We start from the raw sequence: 16692 nt of genomic DNA, 5'->3' as shown, positions 1-16692 counted from the left end.
TTATCCTTCCTGCTCAATGCGGGTTAACACCTCGCGCAATACCGGTCCATATTCGTATTTTCCCGGACAGACATAGGTACAGAGCGCCAGATCTTCTTCGTCCAGCTCCAGGCAACCCAGCGCCTGGGCGCTGTCGGTGTCCCCGGCAAGCAGATCGCGCAGCAGCACGGTGGGCAGAATATCGAGCGGCATAACACGCTCGTAGTTGCCAATCGGCACCATGGCGCGCTCACCGCCGTTTGTGCTGGTGGAGAAGTTGAACAGCTTATGACGCAGGAAGTGGCCGAGCGTGGTGCGGGTGACGGAATACTTTTCTGCACCTGGCAGCACCCAGCCGAAGAGCTCTTTCTCACGCCCTTCCAGCACAATGCTCACCTGCAGATGGAAGCGTCCCAGATAGGCCTGCGGCCCAACGGCATGACGGCCGCTGAGTACCGAACCGGAAATCAGACGGTTTTCACCCGCTTTGGTTTCGTCGTCCAGCAGTTCATTGATATCCGCACCCAACAGCGTTGTCACCAGGCGCGGGTTTGCCGCCTGCGGCCCGCCAATCGCGATCACTCGCTCTGTGCAGAGCTTACCGGTGGTAAAGAGTTTGCCGATGGCAATCACGTCCTGATAGTTAAGGTGCCAGACCTGTTTTGTCAGGCTGACCGGCTCAAGGAAGTGAATATGCGTTCCCGCCAACCCCGCCGGATGCGGGCCTGCAAATTCATTGAACGTCACCTGTCCCTGCGGATGGCCACCAAGTTTACCGGCACTGGCCTGGCACACGTGGACTTTCCCGGGCGTCAGCCGCGTGAGAACGGTCAGCCCGGCATCAAAGGCCTGACGTTGTGCCAGAATAACCGGCTGCGGGTCTGCACTGAGTGGGTTGGTGTCGATTGCCGTAACGAAAATAGCGGCCGGAACCGTGCCAGGCACAGGCGTTTTGCTGAAAGGGCGTGTGCGAAATGCGGTCCACAAACCGGCGTCCAGCAGTTGCGCCTGAACGGTTTCACGGCTCAACGCCGCGAGGTCTGCGGCCTCATAATGGGCAAACTCACGCTGTTCATCCCCTTCAATGCGGATAACCACCGACTGCAACATGCGGCGTTCGCCACGGTTGATCGCCACAACGGTGCCGCTGGCAGGGGCGGTAAACATCACGCCGGGATTTTTTTTATCTTCGAAGAGCGCCTGCCCTTTAATGACGCGATCGTCCTGCTGGACCAGCATTGAGGGGCGCATCCCCACGTAATCGTCGCCCAGAATGGCAACATGGCGAACGCTTGCGCCTGCCGAAACGTGCTGTTCGGGCACGCCTGCGATGGGCAGGTCAAGTCCTTTTCTTATTTTAAACATGTGGTTAGCAAGTTTCCGTGAACAACTATTCTGAGGGCGTGAAGTGTACCATTTCCGGCGTTTTCCGGGCAGATAAAACTCAGCTGCAGGTGTCAAATTGCGAACTGATACGCAAAGTTCCTGGAGCCAGCGCGATTTTGATGGGTTATAAAGTAAAACTAATTTGTAAACTAACAGCTCCGCTCTTGCGAAAATCTATAGCGGTGCTAATGTGAGCGCTCCTAACAGATTAATCTGATTTCGGGTCTCTTTTGCCGTTCTGGCAAGTTGGTCTTAGTTTTATCAAGGAACTTGTAGTATGCGTAAAATCGCATTGTTCATTGCGATGCTCCTGATTCCGTGCGTGTCGTTTGCCGGGCTGCTCAGCAGCAACAGTTCAACCACGCCTGTGAGCAAAGAATATAAACAGCAGCTAATGGGATCTCCCGTTTATATTCAAATCTTCAAGGAAGAACGCACACTCGACCTGTTTGTGAAAATGGGTGAGACATATCAGCTGCTCGACAGCTACAAGATTTGTAACTATTCCGGTGGTCTGGGGCCAAAACAGCGTCAGGGCGATTTCAAAAGCCCGGAAGGGTTTTACAACGTTCAGCGTAACCAGCTAAAACCGGATAGCCGTTTCTATAAAGCGATTAATATCGGCTTCCCGAATGCCTTTGACCGTGCGCACGGTTACGAAGGTAAGTATCTGATGATCCACGGTGCCTGTGTGTCCATCGGCTGTTACGCGATGACCGATTCCGGCATTGATGAGATTTTCCAGTTTGTCACGGGCGCACTGGTCTTTGGTCAGCCAAACGTTCAGGTCAGCATCTATCCGTTCCGCATGACCGATGCCAACATGGCGCGTCACAAGTACTCTTACTACGCGGATTTCTGGAAACAGCTAAAACCGGGCTATGACTATTTCGAGCAGACGCACAAGCCGCCAGTCGTCTCGGTTGTGGATGGCCGTTATGTGGTCAGCAAACCGCTGAGCCACGAAGTTGTCCACCCACAGCTGGCATCAAATTACACGGTCCCCGAGACAAAATAACACCCACTCGCCTGGCATAATCTTCTGCCAGGTCTCGTTGCCGGTCAGCGGCTGCGTGGCGATAACAGTGACCACATCGTTTGGTGTGGTCTCTTTCTGAAAATCAATTTCCACATCCTGATCGAGCAGCTTTGCCACGCCAAACGGTGCACGGCGGGTGATCCAGAACAGGTTCGTCGAGCAGAACGCCATCACATAGCGCCCGTCAGACAACAGCATGTTAAACACGCCCTTCTCGCGCAGTTCAGACGCCAGCGACGCAATATATTTAAATACCGCCGCCATGTTGCCAGGGGTGCGCGGATAACGCTCTGTTAGCTTATGCAGCAGCCAGCAAAAGGCTTTTTCGCTGTCGGTTTCGCCAACCGGGCGAAAATTACCGGTCTCCAGCGACTTATAGCCCGTAAGTTGCCCGTTATGAGCGTAGGTCCAGTTACGGCCCCACAGCTCACGGGTAAACGGATGGGTGTTTTCGAGCGCCACTTCGCCGCGGTTTGCCTGACGAATATGGGCGATTACCGAACAGGATTTAATGGGGTAATCCTGCACCAGTTTGGCAATCGGTGAGTTAAAGCTGGGTTGTGGATCCTTGAACGTGCGACACCCTTTGCCTTCGTAGAAGGTGATACCCCAGCCGTCTTTATGCGGCCCGGTTCCCCCACCGCGCTGTACCAGCCCGGTGAAACTAAAGCAGATATCGGTTGGCACATTGGCGCTCATCCCGAGCAGTTCGCACATAGATTACCTCCACTCCACAACTGCGGGGGGCACCGGTGCCCCCCAGCGAAGCCTTACTTAACCATCTCTTTTTCGATCAGCTGGATCAGGATGTGGATCACTTTGATGTGAATTTCCTGAATGCGGTCAGCATAACCGAAGTGCGGAACACGGATTTCAACGTCCGCGGTACCGTCCATCTTACCGCCATCTTTGCCCGTCAGGGTGATGACTTTCATCCCTTTTTCACGCGCCGCCGCAATCGCTTTGATCACGTTACCAGAGTTGCCCGAAGTGGAGATACCCAGCAGCACGTCACCTTCACGACCAACCGCTTCAACGTAGCGGGAGAAGATGTAGTCGTAACCGAAATCGTTGCCCACGCAGGAGATATGGCTCACGTCGGAGATCGCAATCGCCGGGTAGCCCGGACGGTTTTCACGATAACGCCCGGTCAGCTCTTCTGCGAAGTGCATAGCGTCGCAGTGGGACCCCCCGTTACCGCAGGAGAGCACTTTGCCACCGGCTTTGAAACTGTCGGCCAGCAGGACCGCCGCGCGCTGAATAGCGTGAATATTGGCATCATCTTTCAGAAAGTTAGCCAGCGTTTCCGCCGCTTCGTTCAGTTCGTTACGAATAAGATCCTGGTACATGAGGATAATCCTTCAGTATTGATGAGATAACACAGTGGAGTGTACCGGATAGCAATAAAAGCGAGAAGCTAAAGGGATGCGAATCGTCTGACGTTTTGCGTTTTCGTGCCGGCAAACAAACGAACAATGTGAACCAGGTTGTAATTATTTTGTAAACACATTGCTAAAGGAAATAACATCAACTACAACCATATCATCACAAGTGGTCAGACCTCCTACAAGCAAGGGAGCTTTTCTTTATGATGATTTTGAGCATTCTCGCAACCGTTGTCCTGCTCGGTGTGCTGTTCTATCACCGTGTAAGTTTATTCCTGAGCAGCCTGATTCTTCTGGCCTGGACGGCTGCGCTTGGCGTCGCAGGTCTCTGGAATATCTGGCTTTTAGTGCCGCTGGCCATCATCCTTCTGCCGTTTAACTTTGCCCCGATGCGTAAGTCGATGATCTCCGCACCGGTATTCAAAGGTTTCCGCAAAGTGATGCCACCGATGTCGCGCACCGAGAAAGAAGCGATTGACGCCGGTACCACCTGGTGGGAAGGCGATCTGTTCCAGGGCAACCCGGACTGGAAAAAACTGCATAACTACCCGCAGCCGCGTCTGACAGCGGAAGAACAAGCCTTTATTGACGGCCCGGTAGAAGAAGCCTGCCGTATGGCCAATGACTTTGCCATCACCCATGAAATGGCCGACCTGCCGCCGGAGCTGTGGGCATACCTGAAAGAACATCGCTTCTTCGCGATGATCATCAAAAAAGAGTATGGCGGTCTGGAATTCTCCGCGTACGCTCAGGCTCGCGTGCTGCAAAAACTGGCTGGCGTCTCCGGGATCCTGGCGATCACCGTGGGCGTACCTAACTCCTTAGGCCCGGGCGAACTGCTGCAGCATTACGGTACAAAAGAGCAGAAAGATCACTATCTGCCGCGTCTGGCACGCGGTCAGGAAATTCCATGCTTCGCACTGACCAGCCCGGAAGCGGGTTCCGATGCAGGCGCCATCCCGGATACCGGTGTGGTCTGCATGGGCGAATGGCAGGGCGAGCAGGTGCTGGGTATGCGCCTGACCTGGAACAAACGCTACATTACGCTCGCGCCTGTCGCTACCGTGCTGGGCCTGGCGTTTAAACTCTCCGACCCGGAAAAACTGCTGGGTGGTGAAGAAGATCTGGGCATTACCTGTGCGCTGATCCCCACCTCTACCCCGGGCGTTGAAATTGGTCGTCGCCACTTCCCGCTGAACGTGCCGTTCCAGAACGGTCCGACCCGCGGTCAGGATATCTTTGTCCCGATTGATTACATCATCGGTGGGCCGAAAATGGCCGGTCAGGGCTGGCGTATGCTGGTGGAATGTCTGTCCGTTGGTCGCGGCATTACCCTGCCGTCGAACTCAACCGGCGGGCTGAAATCGGTGGCGATGGGGATTGGTGCCTACGCGCACATCCGTCGTCAGTTCAAAATCTCCATCGGCAAGATGGAAGGGATCGAAGAGCCGCTGGCGCGTATCGCAGGCAACGCCTACGTGATGGATGCCGCCGCGTCGTTAATTACCTACGGCATTATGCTGGGTGAAAAACCGGCCGTACTGTCCGCGATTGTGAAGTACCACTGCACCCACCGCGCACAGCAGTCGATCATTGATGCAATGGATATCGCAGGTGGTAAAGGCATTATGCTCGGCGAAGGCAACTTCCTGGCGCGTGGCTATCAGGGCGCACCGATCGCCATCACCGTAGAAGGGGCAAACATCCTGACCCGCAGCATGATGATCTTCGGCCAGGGGGCGATTCGCTGCCATCCGTACGTGCTGGAAGAGATGGCCGCCGCGCAGAACAACGACGTGGATGCCTTCGACAAGCTGCTGTTCAAACATATCGGTCACGTAGGCAGCAATAAAGTGCGCAGCTTCTGGCTGGGTCTGACCCGCGGGCTGACCAGCGCCACGCCAACCCATGATGCGACAAAACGTTATTACCAGCATCTGAACCGGCTGAGCGCCAACCTGGCGCTGCTGTCCGACGTCTCCATGGCGGTGCTGGGCGGTAGCCTGAAGCGTCGCGAGCGCATCTCTGCCCGTCTGGGTGATGTGCTGAGCCAGCTCTACCTGGCTTCTGCGGTACTGAAACGCTACGACGACGAAGGCCGTCAGGAAGCGGATCTGCCGCTGGTGCATTGGGGGGTGCAGGATGCGCTGTATCAGGCCGAGCAGGCGATTGACGATCTGCTGGTGAACTTCCCTAACCGTCTGGTGGCAGGTGCCCTGCGCGTGGCGATCTTCCCGACCGGTCGTCATCATCTGGCGCCGTCTGACAAGCTGGATCATAAAGTGGCGAAGATCCTGCAGGTACCGAGCGCAACCCGCTCACGTATCGGCCGCGGTCAGTATCTGGCGCCAACGCCACATAACCCGGTGGGTCTGCTGGAAGAGGCGCTGCTGGACGTGATGGCCGCCGACCCGATTCACCAGAAGATCTGTAAACAGCTGGGCAAAAACCTGCCGTTTACCCGCCTGGATGAACTGGCGAAACAGGCACTGGCGGGTGGCATCATTGACAACAGCGAAGCCGCACTCCTGGTGAAAGCCGAAGAGAGCCGTCTGCGCAGCATTAACGTCGATGATTTCGAACCGGACGAGCTGGCGACACAGCCGGTAAAGCTGCCGGAGAAACACCGCAAACCTGAAGCCGCTTAACGCGTTTCGTCCTGAAAAACCCCGCCACGCGCGGGGTTTTTTATTGCCATCTTTTCTCTTTATGTCGTGCTACAGTGTCAAAAAGGGTCGTTTGAGGAGTCTGAATTGTGCCTGGTCTGAAGATTTCTATTTTGCAGCAACCTTTAGTGTGGATGGATGGCCCTGCCAACCTTCGCCACTTTGATCGTCAACTGGAAGGCATTACCGGGCGCGATGTGATTGTCCTGCCGGAGATGTTCACCACGGGCTTCGCGATGGAAGCCGCACAACAGTCGATGCCGCAGGATGAAGTGGTCGCCTGGATGCACGCCAAAGCGCAGCAGACCAACGCGCTAATCGCCGGGAGCGCCGCCCTGCAAACGGAACGCGGCCCGGTGAACCGCTTCCTGCTGGTTGAGCCGGAGGGGAAGGTCCATTTTTACGATAAGCGCCACCTGTTCCGCATGGCCGATGAGCATCATCATTATCAAGCCGGCAACGAACGCGTGGTGTTTGAATGGCGCGGCTGGCGTATTCTGCCGCTGGTTTGTTACGACCTGCGCTTCCCGGTCTGGTCGCGCAACCGCAACGATTACGACCTGGCGCTGTATGTCGCCAACTGGCCTGCGCCGCGCTCCCTGCACTGGCAGTCGCTGCTGGTGGCACGCGCAATAGAAAACCAGGCGTACGTGGTGGGGTGTAACCGCGTGGGAACAGACGGCAACGGACATCACTACCGGGGCGATAGCCGGGTGGTGAATCCGCAGGGCGAGATCATCGCCACCGCCGAACCGCATCAGGCGACGCGCATTGATGCCGAGCTGTCGTTGACGGCGCTAAAGGAGTATCGCGAGAAGTTCCCCGCATGGCAGGATGCGGATCCGTTTAGTATTGGGTGAAAAAAGCCGGGTGGCGGCTATGCCTTACCCGGCCTACAAAAAGCACAGCGTAGGCCCGGTAAGCGCAGCGCCACCGGGCGTTAATCAACTCACCAGCGCCTGCCCGTCTTTGCGGCTCTCCGTCGCGGCCACGTAGTGCCCTTCCGGCATCCGGTAAATCACCTGCGCACCGCCAAAGTTATACTCCTGGAGCGGATCTTCCACGACGATGTGGTGGCCACGTTCACGCAGGGCAGCAATGGTGTTGCGATCGAACGTCGATTCGACGATCACCTCCCGGCCCTGCACCACGCGCCAGCGCGGGGCGTCGATTGCCGCCTGCGGGTTTTGCCCGTGCAACATGATGCGCAGCGCCATCTGCATATGCCCTTGCGCCTGCATTGGCCCACCCATCACACCAAAAGACATCAGCGGCTGGCCGTTGCCGTCCATCGCAAAACCCGGAATGATGGTGTGGAACGGACGCTTGCTGCCCGCCAGCGCGTTCGGGTGCTTCGGATCCAGCACAAATCCGCAGCCGCGGTTTTGCAGGCTGATGCCGGTATCCGGTACCACAATCCCTGAACCAAAGCCCATATAGTTGGACTGGATAAACGAAACCATCATCCCGCTGGCATCCGCGGTGCTGATGTAGACCGTGCCGCTCTGCGTCGGCGAACCGTACTCAAAATCCGAGGCTTTATCAGGGTCGATAAGCGCCGCGCGCGATTTCAGATAATGGTCGCTCAGCAGCTCTTTAGCCGCAAACTCCATGTGCGCTTCATCCGCCACGTAGCGGTCGAGATCCGCCAGCGCCAGCTTCATCGCCTCAATGGATAAATGCAGGGATTGCACGGAGTCCGGATGATGGTGCTCAATGCCGCACTGCTCCAGAATGCCGAGCGCAATCAACGTGGCGATCCCCTGCCCGTTCGGCGGCAGCTCCTGCACCGAACCGCCGGCAAAGTCACGCGACAACAGATCCACCCAGTCCACACGATGGTTCGCCAGATCCTCAGCCGTCAGATGTGCGCCGTGCGCTTTGGCGAAGGCGGCAATTTTCTGCGCCAGCTCGCCCCGATAAAACGCCTCGCCGTTGGTTTTTGCAATCAGCTCCAGCGAGTTAGCCTGCGCCGGGTTACGGAAGATCTCCCCTACGCGCGGGGCGCGGCCTTCCGGTGCGAAGCAGGCGCTAAAGCCCGGCTGGTCTTTGAGTTTGTTATAACCGCGCTGCCAGAGATGGCCAATCAGCGGCGAAACCGGGAAACCGTTACGCGCATACTCAATGGCAGGCTGCGCCAGCGTGGTCAGCGGCAGCGTGCCAAAACGTTCCGCCAGCGCCACCCAGCCCGATACCGCACCGGGCACGGTTACCGCATCCCAGCCGATTTCCGGCATCGCCGTTTTGCCAGCGAACAGATCTGCATGCCAGGTCGCAGGCGAACGGCCAGAGGCGTTCAGGCCGTGGAGCTTTTCACCATCCCAGACGATGGCGAAGGCATCGCTGCCAATCCCGTTACCGGTGGGTTCAACCACCGTCAGCGCCATCGCGGTGGCGATAGCCGCATCAACGGCGTTGCCGCCCAGCTGCAGCATCTTCATCCCCGCCTGCGCCGCCAGCGGCTGCGAGGTGGCAACCGCGTTATGGCCCATCATCGGCGGGCGTCGTGAAGCGTAACCGGACGTAAAATCAAGCGCTTTGGTCATCATGACTCCTTAGTCGTGGCGCGGATCGAGCGCATCGCGCAGCCCGTCGCCGAGTAAATTAAAGCCCTGCACGGCAAGGAAAATCGCCACGCCGGGGAAGACGGACATCCAGGGCGCCTGCTCAAGGAAGCCTTTGGCGGTGTTAAGCATTGAGCCCCAGGAGGGGTTTGGCGGCTGCTGCCCCAGACCCAGAAACGAGAGACTGGCTTCGGCGATAATCGCCGAGGCAATGGCCAGCGTGGCCTGCACCAGAATGGGTGACATCACGTTCGGCAGGACATATTTGATGATGATCCAGCGATCCGGCAGGCCAATTGCCCGCGCGCCGTCGATGTACTCTTCGTTGCGAATGGCGATCACCTGGCCGCGCGTGAGACGGGCGAAGATCGGCATCGCGGAAAGGCCAATGGCGATCATGGCGTTGGTCAGGCTTGGGCCTAAAAACGCCCCGAGGGCGATCGCCATGATCAGAAACGGACAGGCCAGCAGCGCTTCGATAACGCGTGAGATCACCCCATCCCACATCTTCTGAAAGTAACCAGCCACCAGCCCCAGCGGCACGCCGATGACCACGGCGATGACTACCGACATACACCCCGCCATCAGCGAGGTTCTGGCTCCCCAGATAATGCGGGATAAAATATCGCGCCCCAGCTCGTCGGTGCCGAACCAGTACATCGCCGAGGGCGCTTTACGCACCGCGAGGAAATTCGCCTTCACCGGATCGAACGGCGCGATCCACGGTGCAAGCAGCGCCACCAGCACAAAGAAGCCCACAATCACCGCGCCGATCACCGCGCTTTTATTGGCGAGAAATTTCTTCAGCACCCGGTTCTGCGCGCGGGGCAGAACCGGCGCAACGGTTTGAGTTGTCAGTTCCGCCATGGTTAACCTCGCATTTTCGGATTGATGAGAACGTACAGCACATCGGCCAGCAGGTTCAGCAGCAGGAAGCCAATCGCCACGATCAGCACCACGCCCTGCACCACCGCGTAGTCGCGGTTAAACACCGAGTCGACGATCATTTTGCCAAATCCCGGAATGGTGAAGACCTGCTCGGTCAGCACCGCGCCGCCCAGCAGCTCGCCGAACAGCAGCGTGGTAAGCGTGATCACCGGCACCAGCGCGTTGCGAAACGCATGCTTGATAATGACGGCTTTTGGCAGCAGCCCTTTGGCCCGCGCGGTGCGGATGTAGTCAGCTTTGAGCACGGCGATCATGGAGGCGCGGGTATGGCGCATCAGCGTGGCCGCCAGCCCGGTGCCGAGCACGGCGGCAGGCAGCAGCAACGTCCGCAGGTTCTGCACCGGATCTTCACTAAACGGCACAAACCCGGACGCCGGCAGCCACTGCAGATTGACCGAAAAGACCAGTATCAGCAGGATCCCGAGCCAGAAGTGCGGTATCGAGATCCCGGAGATCGCCACAAAGTTCGCCCCGTGATCGACCCAGCTGTTTTTGTTCACCGCCGCGAGGATCCCCATGCTGATGCCGAACACCAGGGCGATGATCATCGCCAGCAGCGACAGCTCCAGCGTGACCGGCAGTTTGCTGGCGATAAGCTCGGTCACCGGTTCGTGCGTGCGTAAGGAGACCCCTAGATCGCCCTGCAGCGCGCGCGTCAGCCAGTGGAAATACTGCACCGGGATGGGCGCATCCAGATTGAGCTCAGCGCGCAGCTGGGCGATCACCGCCGGATCGCGCTCCTCGCCCGCCATGGCGATGAGCGGATCGCCGGGCAGCAGCTTCTGCAGCCCGAACACCATCATACTCACCAGCAATAGCGTCGGAATGGCCAGCAGCAGACGTTTGCAAATCAGTTCCAGCATGGTCTCTCCTCGGGACGGTTATTTCGCCAGCGTCACACCGGCCAGACGCACGATGCCGTCCGGGTACGGCTTAAAGCCCTGCACACTTTTGTTCAGGCCGAAAATGCGCGGCTCGAAGTAGAGGTAGGCAACAGGCATGTCGGTTTGCAGCTGCTTCACTACCTTGTCGTACAGCGGCTGGCGAACGGCTTTATCGTTGCTGAGACGCGCCTGGGTCAGCCACTCATCGACCTGCGCATTGCTGTAACGGCCGTCGTTAAGCGTCCCTTTGCTGTGGATAAAACCGTAGATGCTGCCATCCGGGTCCGGACGTCCTGACCAGCCGGAGAAGCTCAGCTGGTAATCACCGCTCTGCTGGCGATCGAGCAGCGTGGCGAACTCGGTCATCTGCAGATTCAGGGTAAAGCCCGCCTCGGCCACCATCGCCTGCAATACCTGGCCGACCTGCTGCGAGGTTGGGTTGTTCGGCACCAGCAGATTCACGTTCAGCGGCGTCGCGACGCCTGCGGCTTTAAGCAGCGCTTTCGCCTTGTCGACGTCACGCGGGGGCACCGGCAGGTTGACGTGATATGGGCTTACCGTCGAAAACGGCTGGTTGGCAGGCGTATACAGCCCCTCAAAGACCACCTGATTGAGCGCATCGCGGTCAATGGCCTGAGAGAACGCTTCACGCACGCGGGCGTCCTTGAACGGATCGTTCGCTGGCACCTTGCCATTATTGATATTGAAGGTGATGCCCTGATACCCGAGCCCCGTCACCTTCGCCAGCGACAGCTTGCTGTCGGCTTCGACGGTTTTAACGTCGCTGGCGGCAATGCCCTCGGTCAGATCGAGATCGCCCGCGCGCAGGTTCGCCAGACGCACGGAGGCATCCGGGATCGGCAGGTAGATGATCTTGTCGAAGTGGTAAGCGTCTTTATTCCAGTAGTTGTCGAAACGAGTCAGAACAATGCGATCCTGGGAGACGCGGCTGTCGAATTTATAAGGACCGGAGCAGACGGGATGGGCGGCAAAGTCCGGTTTTTTCGCCGCTTCGGGGGCCATCATCGCCCCGGCGCGGTCGGTGAGCTGCATTAACAGGGCAGCATCGGGGGTTTTCAGGTGCAGGGCGATCTGCATCGGGCCGGTGACCTCAACGGACTCCACGGACGATATTTCACTTTTACGCAGAGAGCCTTTTAAGGTCAGCGCCCGGTCGAGGTTGTATTTTGCCGCTGCCGCATCGAATTTTTCGCCATCATGGAAGGTGACGCCCTCACGCAAATTGAAGGTCAGGGTTTTGCCATCCTCGCTCCAGGTCCACTCTTTCGCCAGACCCGGCACCACTTTCAGGTTTTCGTCCACATCCACCAGCCTGTCGCACAGGGAGGCAAAAACGAAACGGCCATAATAGGTGCGCGCCAGATGCGGATCGAGCATGTCCGGGTCTGCACCCAGCCCTACTCGCAGCACGCTTTCAGCCTGGGCGGGCAGCGCCGCGCCGAGCAACATAACACTTCCCAGTACGGTCAAAAGAGAATTACGCATTGTCATTATCATGAGTTCCTTGAAGGAAGGGAGGAGTGAGAGGCCGCGTGTTCAAACAGCGCGCGGCGGCGCAGAAAGGCGGCAGACGGCGGTGCTATCTGGATAACACTGCGATCGCGGTTAATCTCCTGCCAGCGGTGGCAGGCAATCTGGCGTCCGCCTTCCAGCACCTGATTAATGGGCTCGGCAAGGCGACATTCATCCGTGGCATACGGGCAACGGGTATGGAATCGGCACCCGGACGGGGGATCGGCCGGGTTCGGTAAATCCCCTTGCAGCAACGGGGCAGCGCGTCGGGCGCCCGGCTGCATCTGCGGTGCAGAGGCGATGAGCGCCTGGGTGTAAGGATGGAGAGGCGCGTCAAAGATCTCGTCGACGCTGGCAAGCTCAACGATCTGCCCGAGATACATCACTGCCACGCGGTCGCTCATATGGCGGATGACCGCCAGACCATGGGCAACAATCACCATCGTTAGCCCCAGCTGATGCTTCAGGCTTTCCAGCAGATTGATCACCTGCGCCTGCACGGAAACATCCAGCGCCGAGACGGGCTCGTCTCCCAGCAGCAGTTTTGGCCCGGAGGCCAGCGCACGCGCAATACCAATGCGCTGGCGTTGCCCACCTGAAAACTCGTGCGGAAAACGCGCTGCCCAGGCGGCAGGCAGACCCACCGTTTTAAGCAGTTCCGCAACGCGATAGTGACGATCGGCTTTTTTCATCTCCTGATGCAGCCACAGCGGCTCACCCACAATCTGCTCAACCGTCATGCGCGGGTTTAGCGACGCAAAAGGATCCTGAAAAATAATCTGTAATTCCCGGCGCAGCTGGTTGAGACGAGCTCCTGAGGCGTGTGTGATCTCTTCCCCCTGATAAAACACGCGTCCTTCGCTGGCAGCCAGCAAACGCAGCAGCAGACGGCCGAGCGTGGATTTGCCGGACCCGGACTCCCCGACAATCGCCAGCGTTTCGCCGGGCATCACGGAGAGGGAGACGCGATCCACCGCCGTCACAAAGCGGGCTGGAGTAAAAAGCTTCTTCGGGCCGGGGAAGCGCTTGCTCAGGTCACGGGCTTCAAGAATGGGCGTGGTCATGCGATCTCTCCCAGCGCAATGTGTTGTTCCAGCGGCACGCGGAAGCAGGCGACCAGATGGTCAGCCCCCTGCGCCGTGAGCGACGGTTTTTCGTTATGGCAGCGCGTTTGCGCGAAGGGGCAGCGGGTCGCAAAGCGGCAACCTTTCGGCATGGATTCCGCCAGGGGAACCGCGCCGGGAATGGTGGCGAGCGGCCCTTTACGCGCGCCCGCGGACGGAATAGAGCCCATCAGACCAATGGTGTACGGGTGCTGCGGATCGGCAAAGATGGCCTCGACGCTCCCCTGCTCCACCACCTGCCCGGCATACATCACCGCCACCTGCTGCGCCACTTCCGCCACCACGCCTAAATCATGGGTGATCATCAGCACCGCCGTACCGGTCTCCTCTTTTAAGGTGTTGAGCAGCGCGAGGATTTGCGCCTGAATGGTGACGTCCAGCGCGGTGGTCGGCTCGTCGGCAATCAACAAACGCGGATGGTTAATGAGCGCCATCGCAATCATCACGCGCTGGCGCATGCCGCCGGAAAGCTGGTGCGGATACGCTTTCAAACGCATCTCTGCCGCCGGGATCTGCACCTTCTCCAGGATTTGCAGCGCGGTATTCATCGCCTGTGCACGCGAAACGTTCTGATGGCGCATAACCGCTTCGCTGAGCTGGTCCCCAAGGGTAAAGGCGGGGTTGAGCGACGTCATCGGCTCCTGGAAAATCATCGCCAGCTCGTTACCGCGGAGATCGGCATATTCCCGCGGGGAGAGCTTTCGCAGATCGTGGCGACGAAACTGCATATCGCCGCTGACAATCTGCGCGCTGGCGGGTAATAGCCCCATCAGCGCTAAGGAGGTGATACTTTTCCCGCAGCCGGACTCCCCCACCAGCGCCAGCGTTTCACCCGCTTTGACCGTCAGCGAGATACCGTCAAGCACACTCACCGGCGATCCGGCGAACTTAACGTTGAGGTTTTGCAGGCCCAGTACCGGAGTGGCTTCCTTAAACGGAATCGTCGTCATAGCGTGATGTCGTCCTCAAGGTGGATCGCCTGTATCAGGGCGTTTTGCAGGCTAAGCAGATGTTCGCGCATGGCGGCCGCTGCTTCGTTGGGCTGGCGATGGATAATCGCGGACATGATTTTATGATGATGGTCGTTGTAGACATCGACCCGTTCGGGGGTTCGGGCAAGCTCACGCAAATGCTGCCAGCCAGGCTCACGCCTGACGGCATCAATGGCATCAAAAAGACCGAGCATCAGGCGATTGCCTGCGGCCTCCGCTATGGCGCGGTGAAAGGCGCTGTCCCACAGTTCATTCAGATCGCGGTCGTCCGGGCTGACCTTATCGATGCGTTCCAGCATGCGCTGCATGAGCGCGAGGTTTTCCCTGGTGGCACGCAGTGCCGCAAGCCGGGCTAAGCCGGGTTCGAGCTGTAGACGAGCTTCCATCACTTCCAGAAGGTTGGTTTGCTGAACCAATCCCTGAAGGGCCAGCGGTTCCACAGGCGCAGCAGGACCAATAAAAGTGCCTTTGCCCTGCTTACGCCAGATCCGCCCCTCTTCTTCCAGCACATCCAGCGCACGACGTACTTCACGTCGTCCTACGCCGAGAGTTTCCGACAGCTCACGTTCCGTGGGCAGCGGAAGGCCTGGTGTTGACTCGTGCTGGTGAATAAGACCGCGCAATTGTTCAAGCGCGGTGCTGGAATTTGCCAGAAACCGTGACGGTTTTTCCATATTGGTTCGCTCGCTTTCATCATGACTTTATTGTTATTAACGATAAGTTATTGATATGAGGCGCTACTTATCGTGCTAATGATTAAGCAATAAACGAACCAATTTTATATTGGTTCAAAATTTCGCAGTGTAAAGGGTAATAACCTGTTAATTTATAAGCAGAACATCAAAAACGAATTGGCACGTCAAACGTTGCGCCAGCACATTAGCCATCCCGTTCACTGCACAAAAACAGTGCAACAAATGCACCAAAAACGATCAAATGTTAAATAAATGCACTTTTTATGTATATTCTTTGTTAACTAAAGATTATGTAACCGATAAAACAGGCAACGATGCCGCCGGTTGGTAACGCCGGGCACTGATATAACGGACGACGAGTCACAAGAAACAGGTAAATAATACGCTTTATAAACAGGACAACTATTTTCTGCGGCTATATTTAAATGCGTATTTTATTGCTCCACGCCGCTTACTTTAGTTAATAAAGTCCGTGCTTTTTCGGCTTATTAAACCGTGTCTTTCACCCGGTATTTCAGAAAGTAAACGACTCTGCCAAAAATTAACCAAAAAACAACAATTACAGCATTTTAGATAAAAATAAATGAATCTCACTCTCATTTAAGAACTTTTATAACACCTTGTATTATATAAAATTAATTCTTAAATCGCATTCATAATAGTCAGTTCATACTATTTAATTAAGATTATTGCCTGGTCCAGCATATGATTATTCCTAAAGAACGACGGCGTTTGTCAGACTCCGGCTTAATATCATTAACGTAAGAAAACATCGCGTGTGAGGTATAATATGTACTGTGCAACTAACAATCCTGGCTATTTATCTCATACAGGTGGACAACCTGTTTGTCATACCCCTGACATGCGTTGTTATGGTTGCGAAAAGCAATGCCGCTTTAATACGTCTGAAGATGGCCAGAACCGTGATTGCCACGCGCTTGAATATTATATCTGGCCTGATAATAACACCTTTTTGGTTGAAGGCATTCGCCATCACTTTGGCGAGGTAAATGATAAATATATTTCGCAGCCGGTTGTCATCATCGACTTCAGTCATAAAAACATCAATTATTTTTTATCTGAAAACTGGTTAGATCAGTTCAAAAACATGAGACTGATTCTTGTCACTGATAAAAAGATGACGGCAATTGCGCACTACTGGTTTTACAACGACACGTTAGAAACCACTATCAGTTCAATTATCTTTTATGACGATAGTGCAGAAGAAGTCTCGACGAAACTGAAAAAAACGTTCCTGGCAAAAACGATTAAACCGACAGGTAACAGACCCAAACTGAGTCAGAATGAATACTGCCTGTTTTCATTCCTCTTTAACGGATGGTCGCCAAAAAAAATCGCCTACCGGAACGGCACCAGTGTTAAAAACACCTACGCCATGAAGAACCGCATTGAACGCAAGCTGGGCGTGTCCATCACACGGCTTGCAAGTTAGTGTAAAACTGACAATACGCTCTGTCGAAAATTCCTGGACAAACA

14 protein-coding genes are annotated in these 16692 nt (G+C 56.5%); 4 read left to right on the top strand and 10 right to left on the bottom strand.

The window, feature by feature from the left end; all coding sequences use genetic code 11:
• Entirely contained in the window at positions 1-1344 is a 1344-nt protein-coding gene (locus AK59_RS0107500) for a Na(+)-translocating NADH-quinone reductase subunit A (protein WP_029882431.1), read from the bottom strand.
• A gap of 298 nt (positions 1345-1642) precedes the next feature.
• Here AK59_RS0107500 and dpaA point away from each other — a divergent pair, with 298 nt between their 5' ends.
• Positions 1643-2383, top strand: a complete 741-nt coding sequence (gene dpaA / locus AK59_RS0107495; protein ID WP_013095729.1) for a peptidoglycan meso-diaminopimelic acid protein amidase — start codon at positions 1643-1645, stop codon at positions 2381-2383.
• Here the strand turns inward: dpaA and AK59_RS0107490 are convergent.
• Entirely contained in the window at positions 2354-3121 is a 768-nt protein-coding gene (locus AK59_RS0107490; RefSeq protein WP_013095728.1) for a class II glutamine amidotransferase, read from the bottom strand. The two genes, dpaA and AK59_RS0107490, sit on opposite strands and share 30 nt — an antisense overlap.
• A 53-nt stretch (positions 3122-3174) precedes the next feature.
• Positions 3175-3753 (bottom strand): D-sedoheptulose 7-phosphate isomerase, encoded by a 579-nt coding sequence (lpcA, locus tag AK59_RS0107485; protein WP_013095727.1) that lies wholly within the window; start codon positions 3751-3753, stop codon positions 3175-3177.
• A gap of 239 nt (positions 3754-3992) precedes the next feature.
• Here lpcA and fadE point away from each other — a divergent pair, with 239 nt between their 5' ends.
• Together fadE and AK59_RS0107475 are read left to right on the top strand one after the other, a co-directional pair.
• Positions 3993-6437, top strand: coding sequence for an acyl-CoA dehydrogenase FadE (gene fadE / locus AK59_RS0107480; RefSeq protein ID WP_029882430.1), 2445 nt, complete (start codon positions 3993-3995; stop codon positions 6435-6437).
• A gap of 107 nt (positions 6438-6544) precedes the next feature.
• The gene (locus AK59_RS0107475) at positions 6545-7315 is read left to right on the top strand and encodes an amidohydrolase (protein WP_029882429.1); all 771 of its coding nucleotides are present in this window, start codon (positions 6545-6547) and stop codon (positions 7313-7315) included.
• Between the two features lie 84 nt (positions 7316-7399).
• On the opposite strand, the gene AK59_RS0107470 is transcribed toward AK59_RS0107475, so the two are convergent.
• The 7 genes from AK59_RS0107470 to AK59_RS0107440 are packed head-to-tail and all read right to left on the bottom strand — an operon-like array spanning position 7400 to position 15174.
• A complete protein-coding gene (locus AK59_RS0107470; RefSeq protein WP_029882428.1) occupies positions 7400-9001 on the bottom strand; it encodes a gamma-glutamyltransferase family protein in 1602 nt (533 codons plus the stop codon).
• 9 nt (positions 9002-9010) lie between these two features.
• Positions 9011-9886 carry an ABC transporter permease gene (locus tag AK59_RS0107465; protein WP_013095723.1) on the bottom strand — a complete coding sequence of 292 codons (876 nt, stop codon included), beginning with the start codon at positions 9884-9886 and terminating at the stop codon, positions 9011-9013.
• Between the two features lie 2 nt (positions 9887-9888).
• Complete coding sequence (locus AK59_RS0107460) at positions 9889-10830, bottom strand: ABC transporter permease (RefSeq protein ID WP_013095722.1); 942 nt, start codon at positions 10828-10830, stop codon at positions 9889-9891.
• Between the two features lie 18 nt (positions 10831-10848).
• On the bottom strand, positions 10849-12363 hold the full coding sequence (locus tag AK59_RS0107455; protein WP_029882427.1) for an ABC transporter substrate-binding protein: 1515 nt from the start codon (positions 12361-12363) through the stop codon (positions 10849-10851).
• A gap of 2 nt (positions 12364-12365) precedes the next feature.
• Positions 12366-13448, bottom strand: a complete 1083-nt coding sequence (locus AK59_RS0107450; RefSeq protein WP_029882426.1) for an ABC transporter ATP-binding protein — start codon at positions 13446-13448, stop codon at positions 12366-12368.
• Positions 13445-14458, bottom strand: coding sequence for an ABC transporter ATP-binding protein (locus tag AK59_RS0107445; protein WP_029882425.1), 1014 nt, complete (start codon positions 14456-14458; stop codon positions 13445-13447). The genes AK59_RS0107450 and AK59_RS0107445 overlap by 4 nt, the downstream gene beginning before the upstream one ends.
• Positions 14455-15174: a FadR/GntR family transcriptional regulator gene (locus AK59_RS0107440; protein ID WP_013095718.1), complete on the bottom strand. Its 720-nt coding sequence runs from the start codon at positions 15172-15174 to the stop codon at positions 14455-14457. The genes AK59_RS0107445 and AK59_RS0107440 overlap by 4 nt, the downstream gene beginning before the upstream one ends.
• A gap of 811 nt (positions 15175-15985) precedes the next feature.
• On the opposite strand from AK59_RS0107440, the gene AK59_RS0107435 reads away from it, so the two are divergent.
• Positions 15986-16648, top strand: a complete 663-nt coding sequence (locus tag AK59_RS0107435) for a helix-turn-helix transcriptional regulator (RefSeq protein ID WP_029882424.1) — start codon at positions 15986-15988, stop codon at positions 16646-16648.
• Positions 16649-16692 lie beyond the last annotated feature (44 nt).

The sequence above is a fragment of the Enterobacter sp. T1-1 genome, assembly GCF_000710795.1.
Lineage (GTDB): Bacteria > Pseudomonadota > Gammaproteobacteria > Enterobacterales > Enterobacteriaceae > Enterobacter > Enterobacter cloacae.
This window is presented reverse-complemented; position numbering and strand designations above follow the sequence as displayed.

Bases quoted from the DNA above. Each gene is read 5' to 3' on its own strand.
- AK59_RS0107500 (WP_029882431.1), bottom strand. From the start codon at position 1,344: ATGTTTAAAATAAGAAAAGGACTTGACCTGCCCATCGCAGGCGTGCCC.
- dpaA (WP_013095729.1), top strand. From the start codon at position 1,643: ATGCGTAAAATCGCATTGTTCATTGCGATGCTCCTGATTCCGTGCGTG.
- AK59_RS0107490 (WP_013095728.1), bottom strand. From the start codon at position 3,121: ATGTGCGAACTGCTCGGGATGAGCGCCAATGTGCCAACCGATATCTGC.
- lpcA (WP_013095727.1), bottom strand. From the start codon at position 3,753: ATGTACCAGGATCTTATTCGTAACGAACTGAACGAAGCGGCGGAAACG.
- fadE (WP_029882430.1), top strand. From the start codon at position 3,993: ATGATGATTTTGAGCATTCTCGCAACCGTTGTCCTGCTCGGTGTGCTG.
- AK59_RS0107470 (WP_029882428.1), bottom strand. From the start codon at position 9,001: ATGACCAAAGCGCTTGATTTTACGTCCGGTTACGCTTCACGACGCCCG.
- AK59_RS0107465 (WP_013095723.1), bottom strand. From the start codon at position 9,886: ATGGCGGAACTGACAACTCAAACCGTTGCGCCGGTTCTGCCCCGCGCG.
- AK59_RS0107460 (WP_013095722.1), bottom strand. From the start codon at position 10,830: ATGCTGGAACTGATTTGCAAACGTCTGCTGCTGGCCATTCCGACGCTA.
- AK59_RS0107455 (WP_029882427.1), bottom strand. From the start codon at position 12,363: ATGACAATGCGTAATTCTCTTTTGACCGTACTGGGAAGTGTTATGTTG.
- AK59_RS0107450 (WP_029882426.1), bottom strand. From the start codon at position 13,448: ATGACCACGCCCATTCTTGAAGCCCGTGACCTGAGCAAGCGCTTCCCC.
- AK59_RS0107445 (WP_029882425.1), bottom strand. From the start codon at position 14,458: ATGACGACGATTCCGTTTAAGGAAGCCACTCCGGTACTGGGCCTGCAA.
- AK59_RS0107440 (WP_013095718.1), bottom strand. From the start codon at position 15,174: ATGGAAAAACCGTCACGGTTTCTGGCAAATTCCAGCACCGCGCTTGAA.
- AK59_RS0107435 (WP_029882424.1), top strand. From the start codon at position 15,986: ATGTACTGTGCAACTAACAATCCTGGCTATTTATCTCATACAGGTGGA.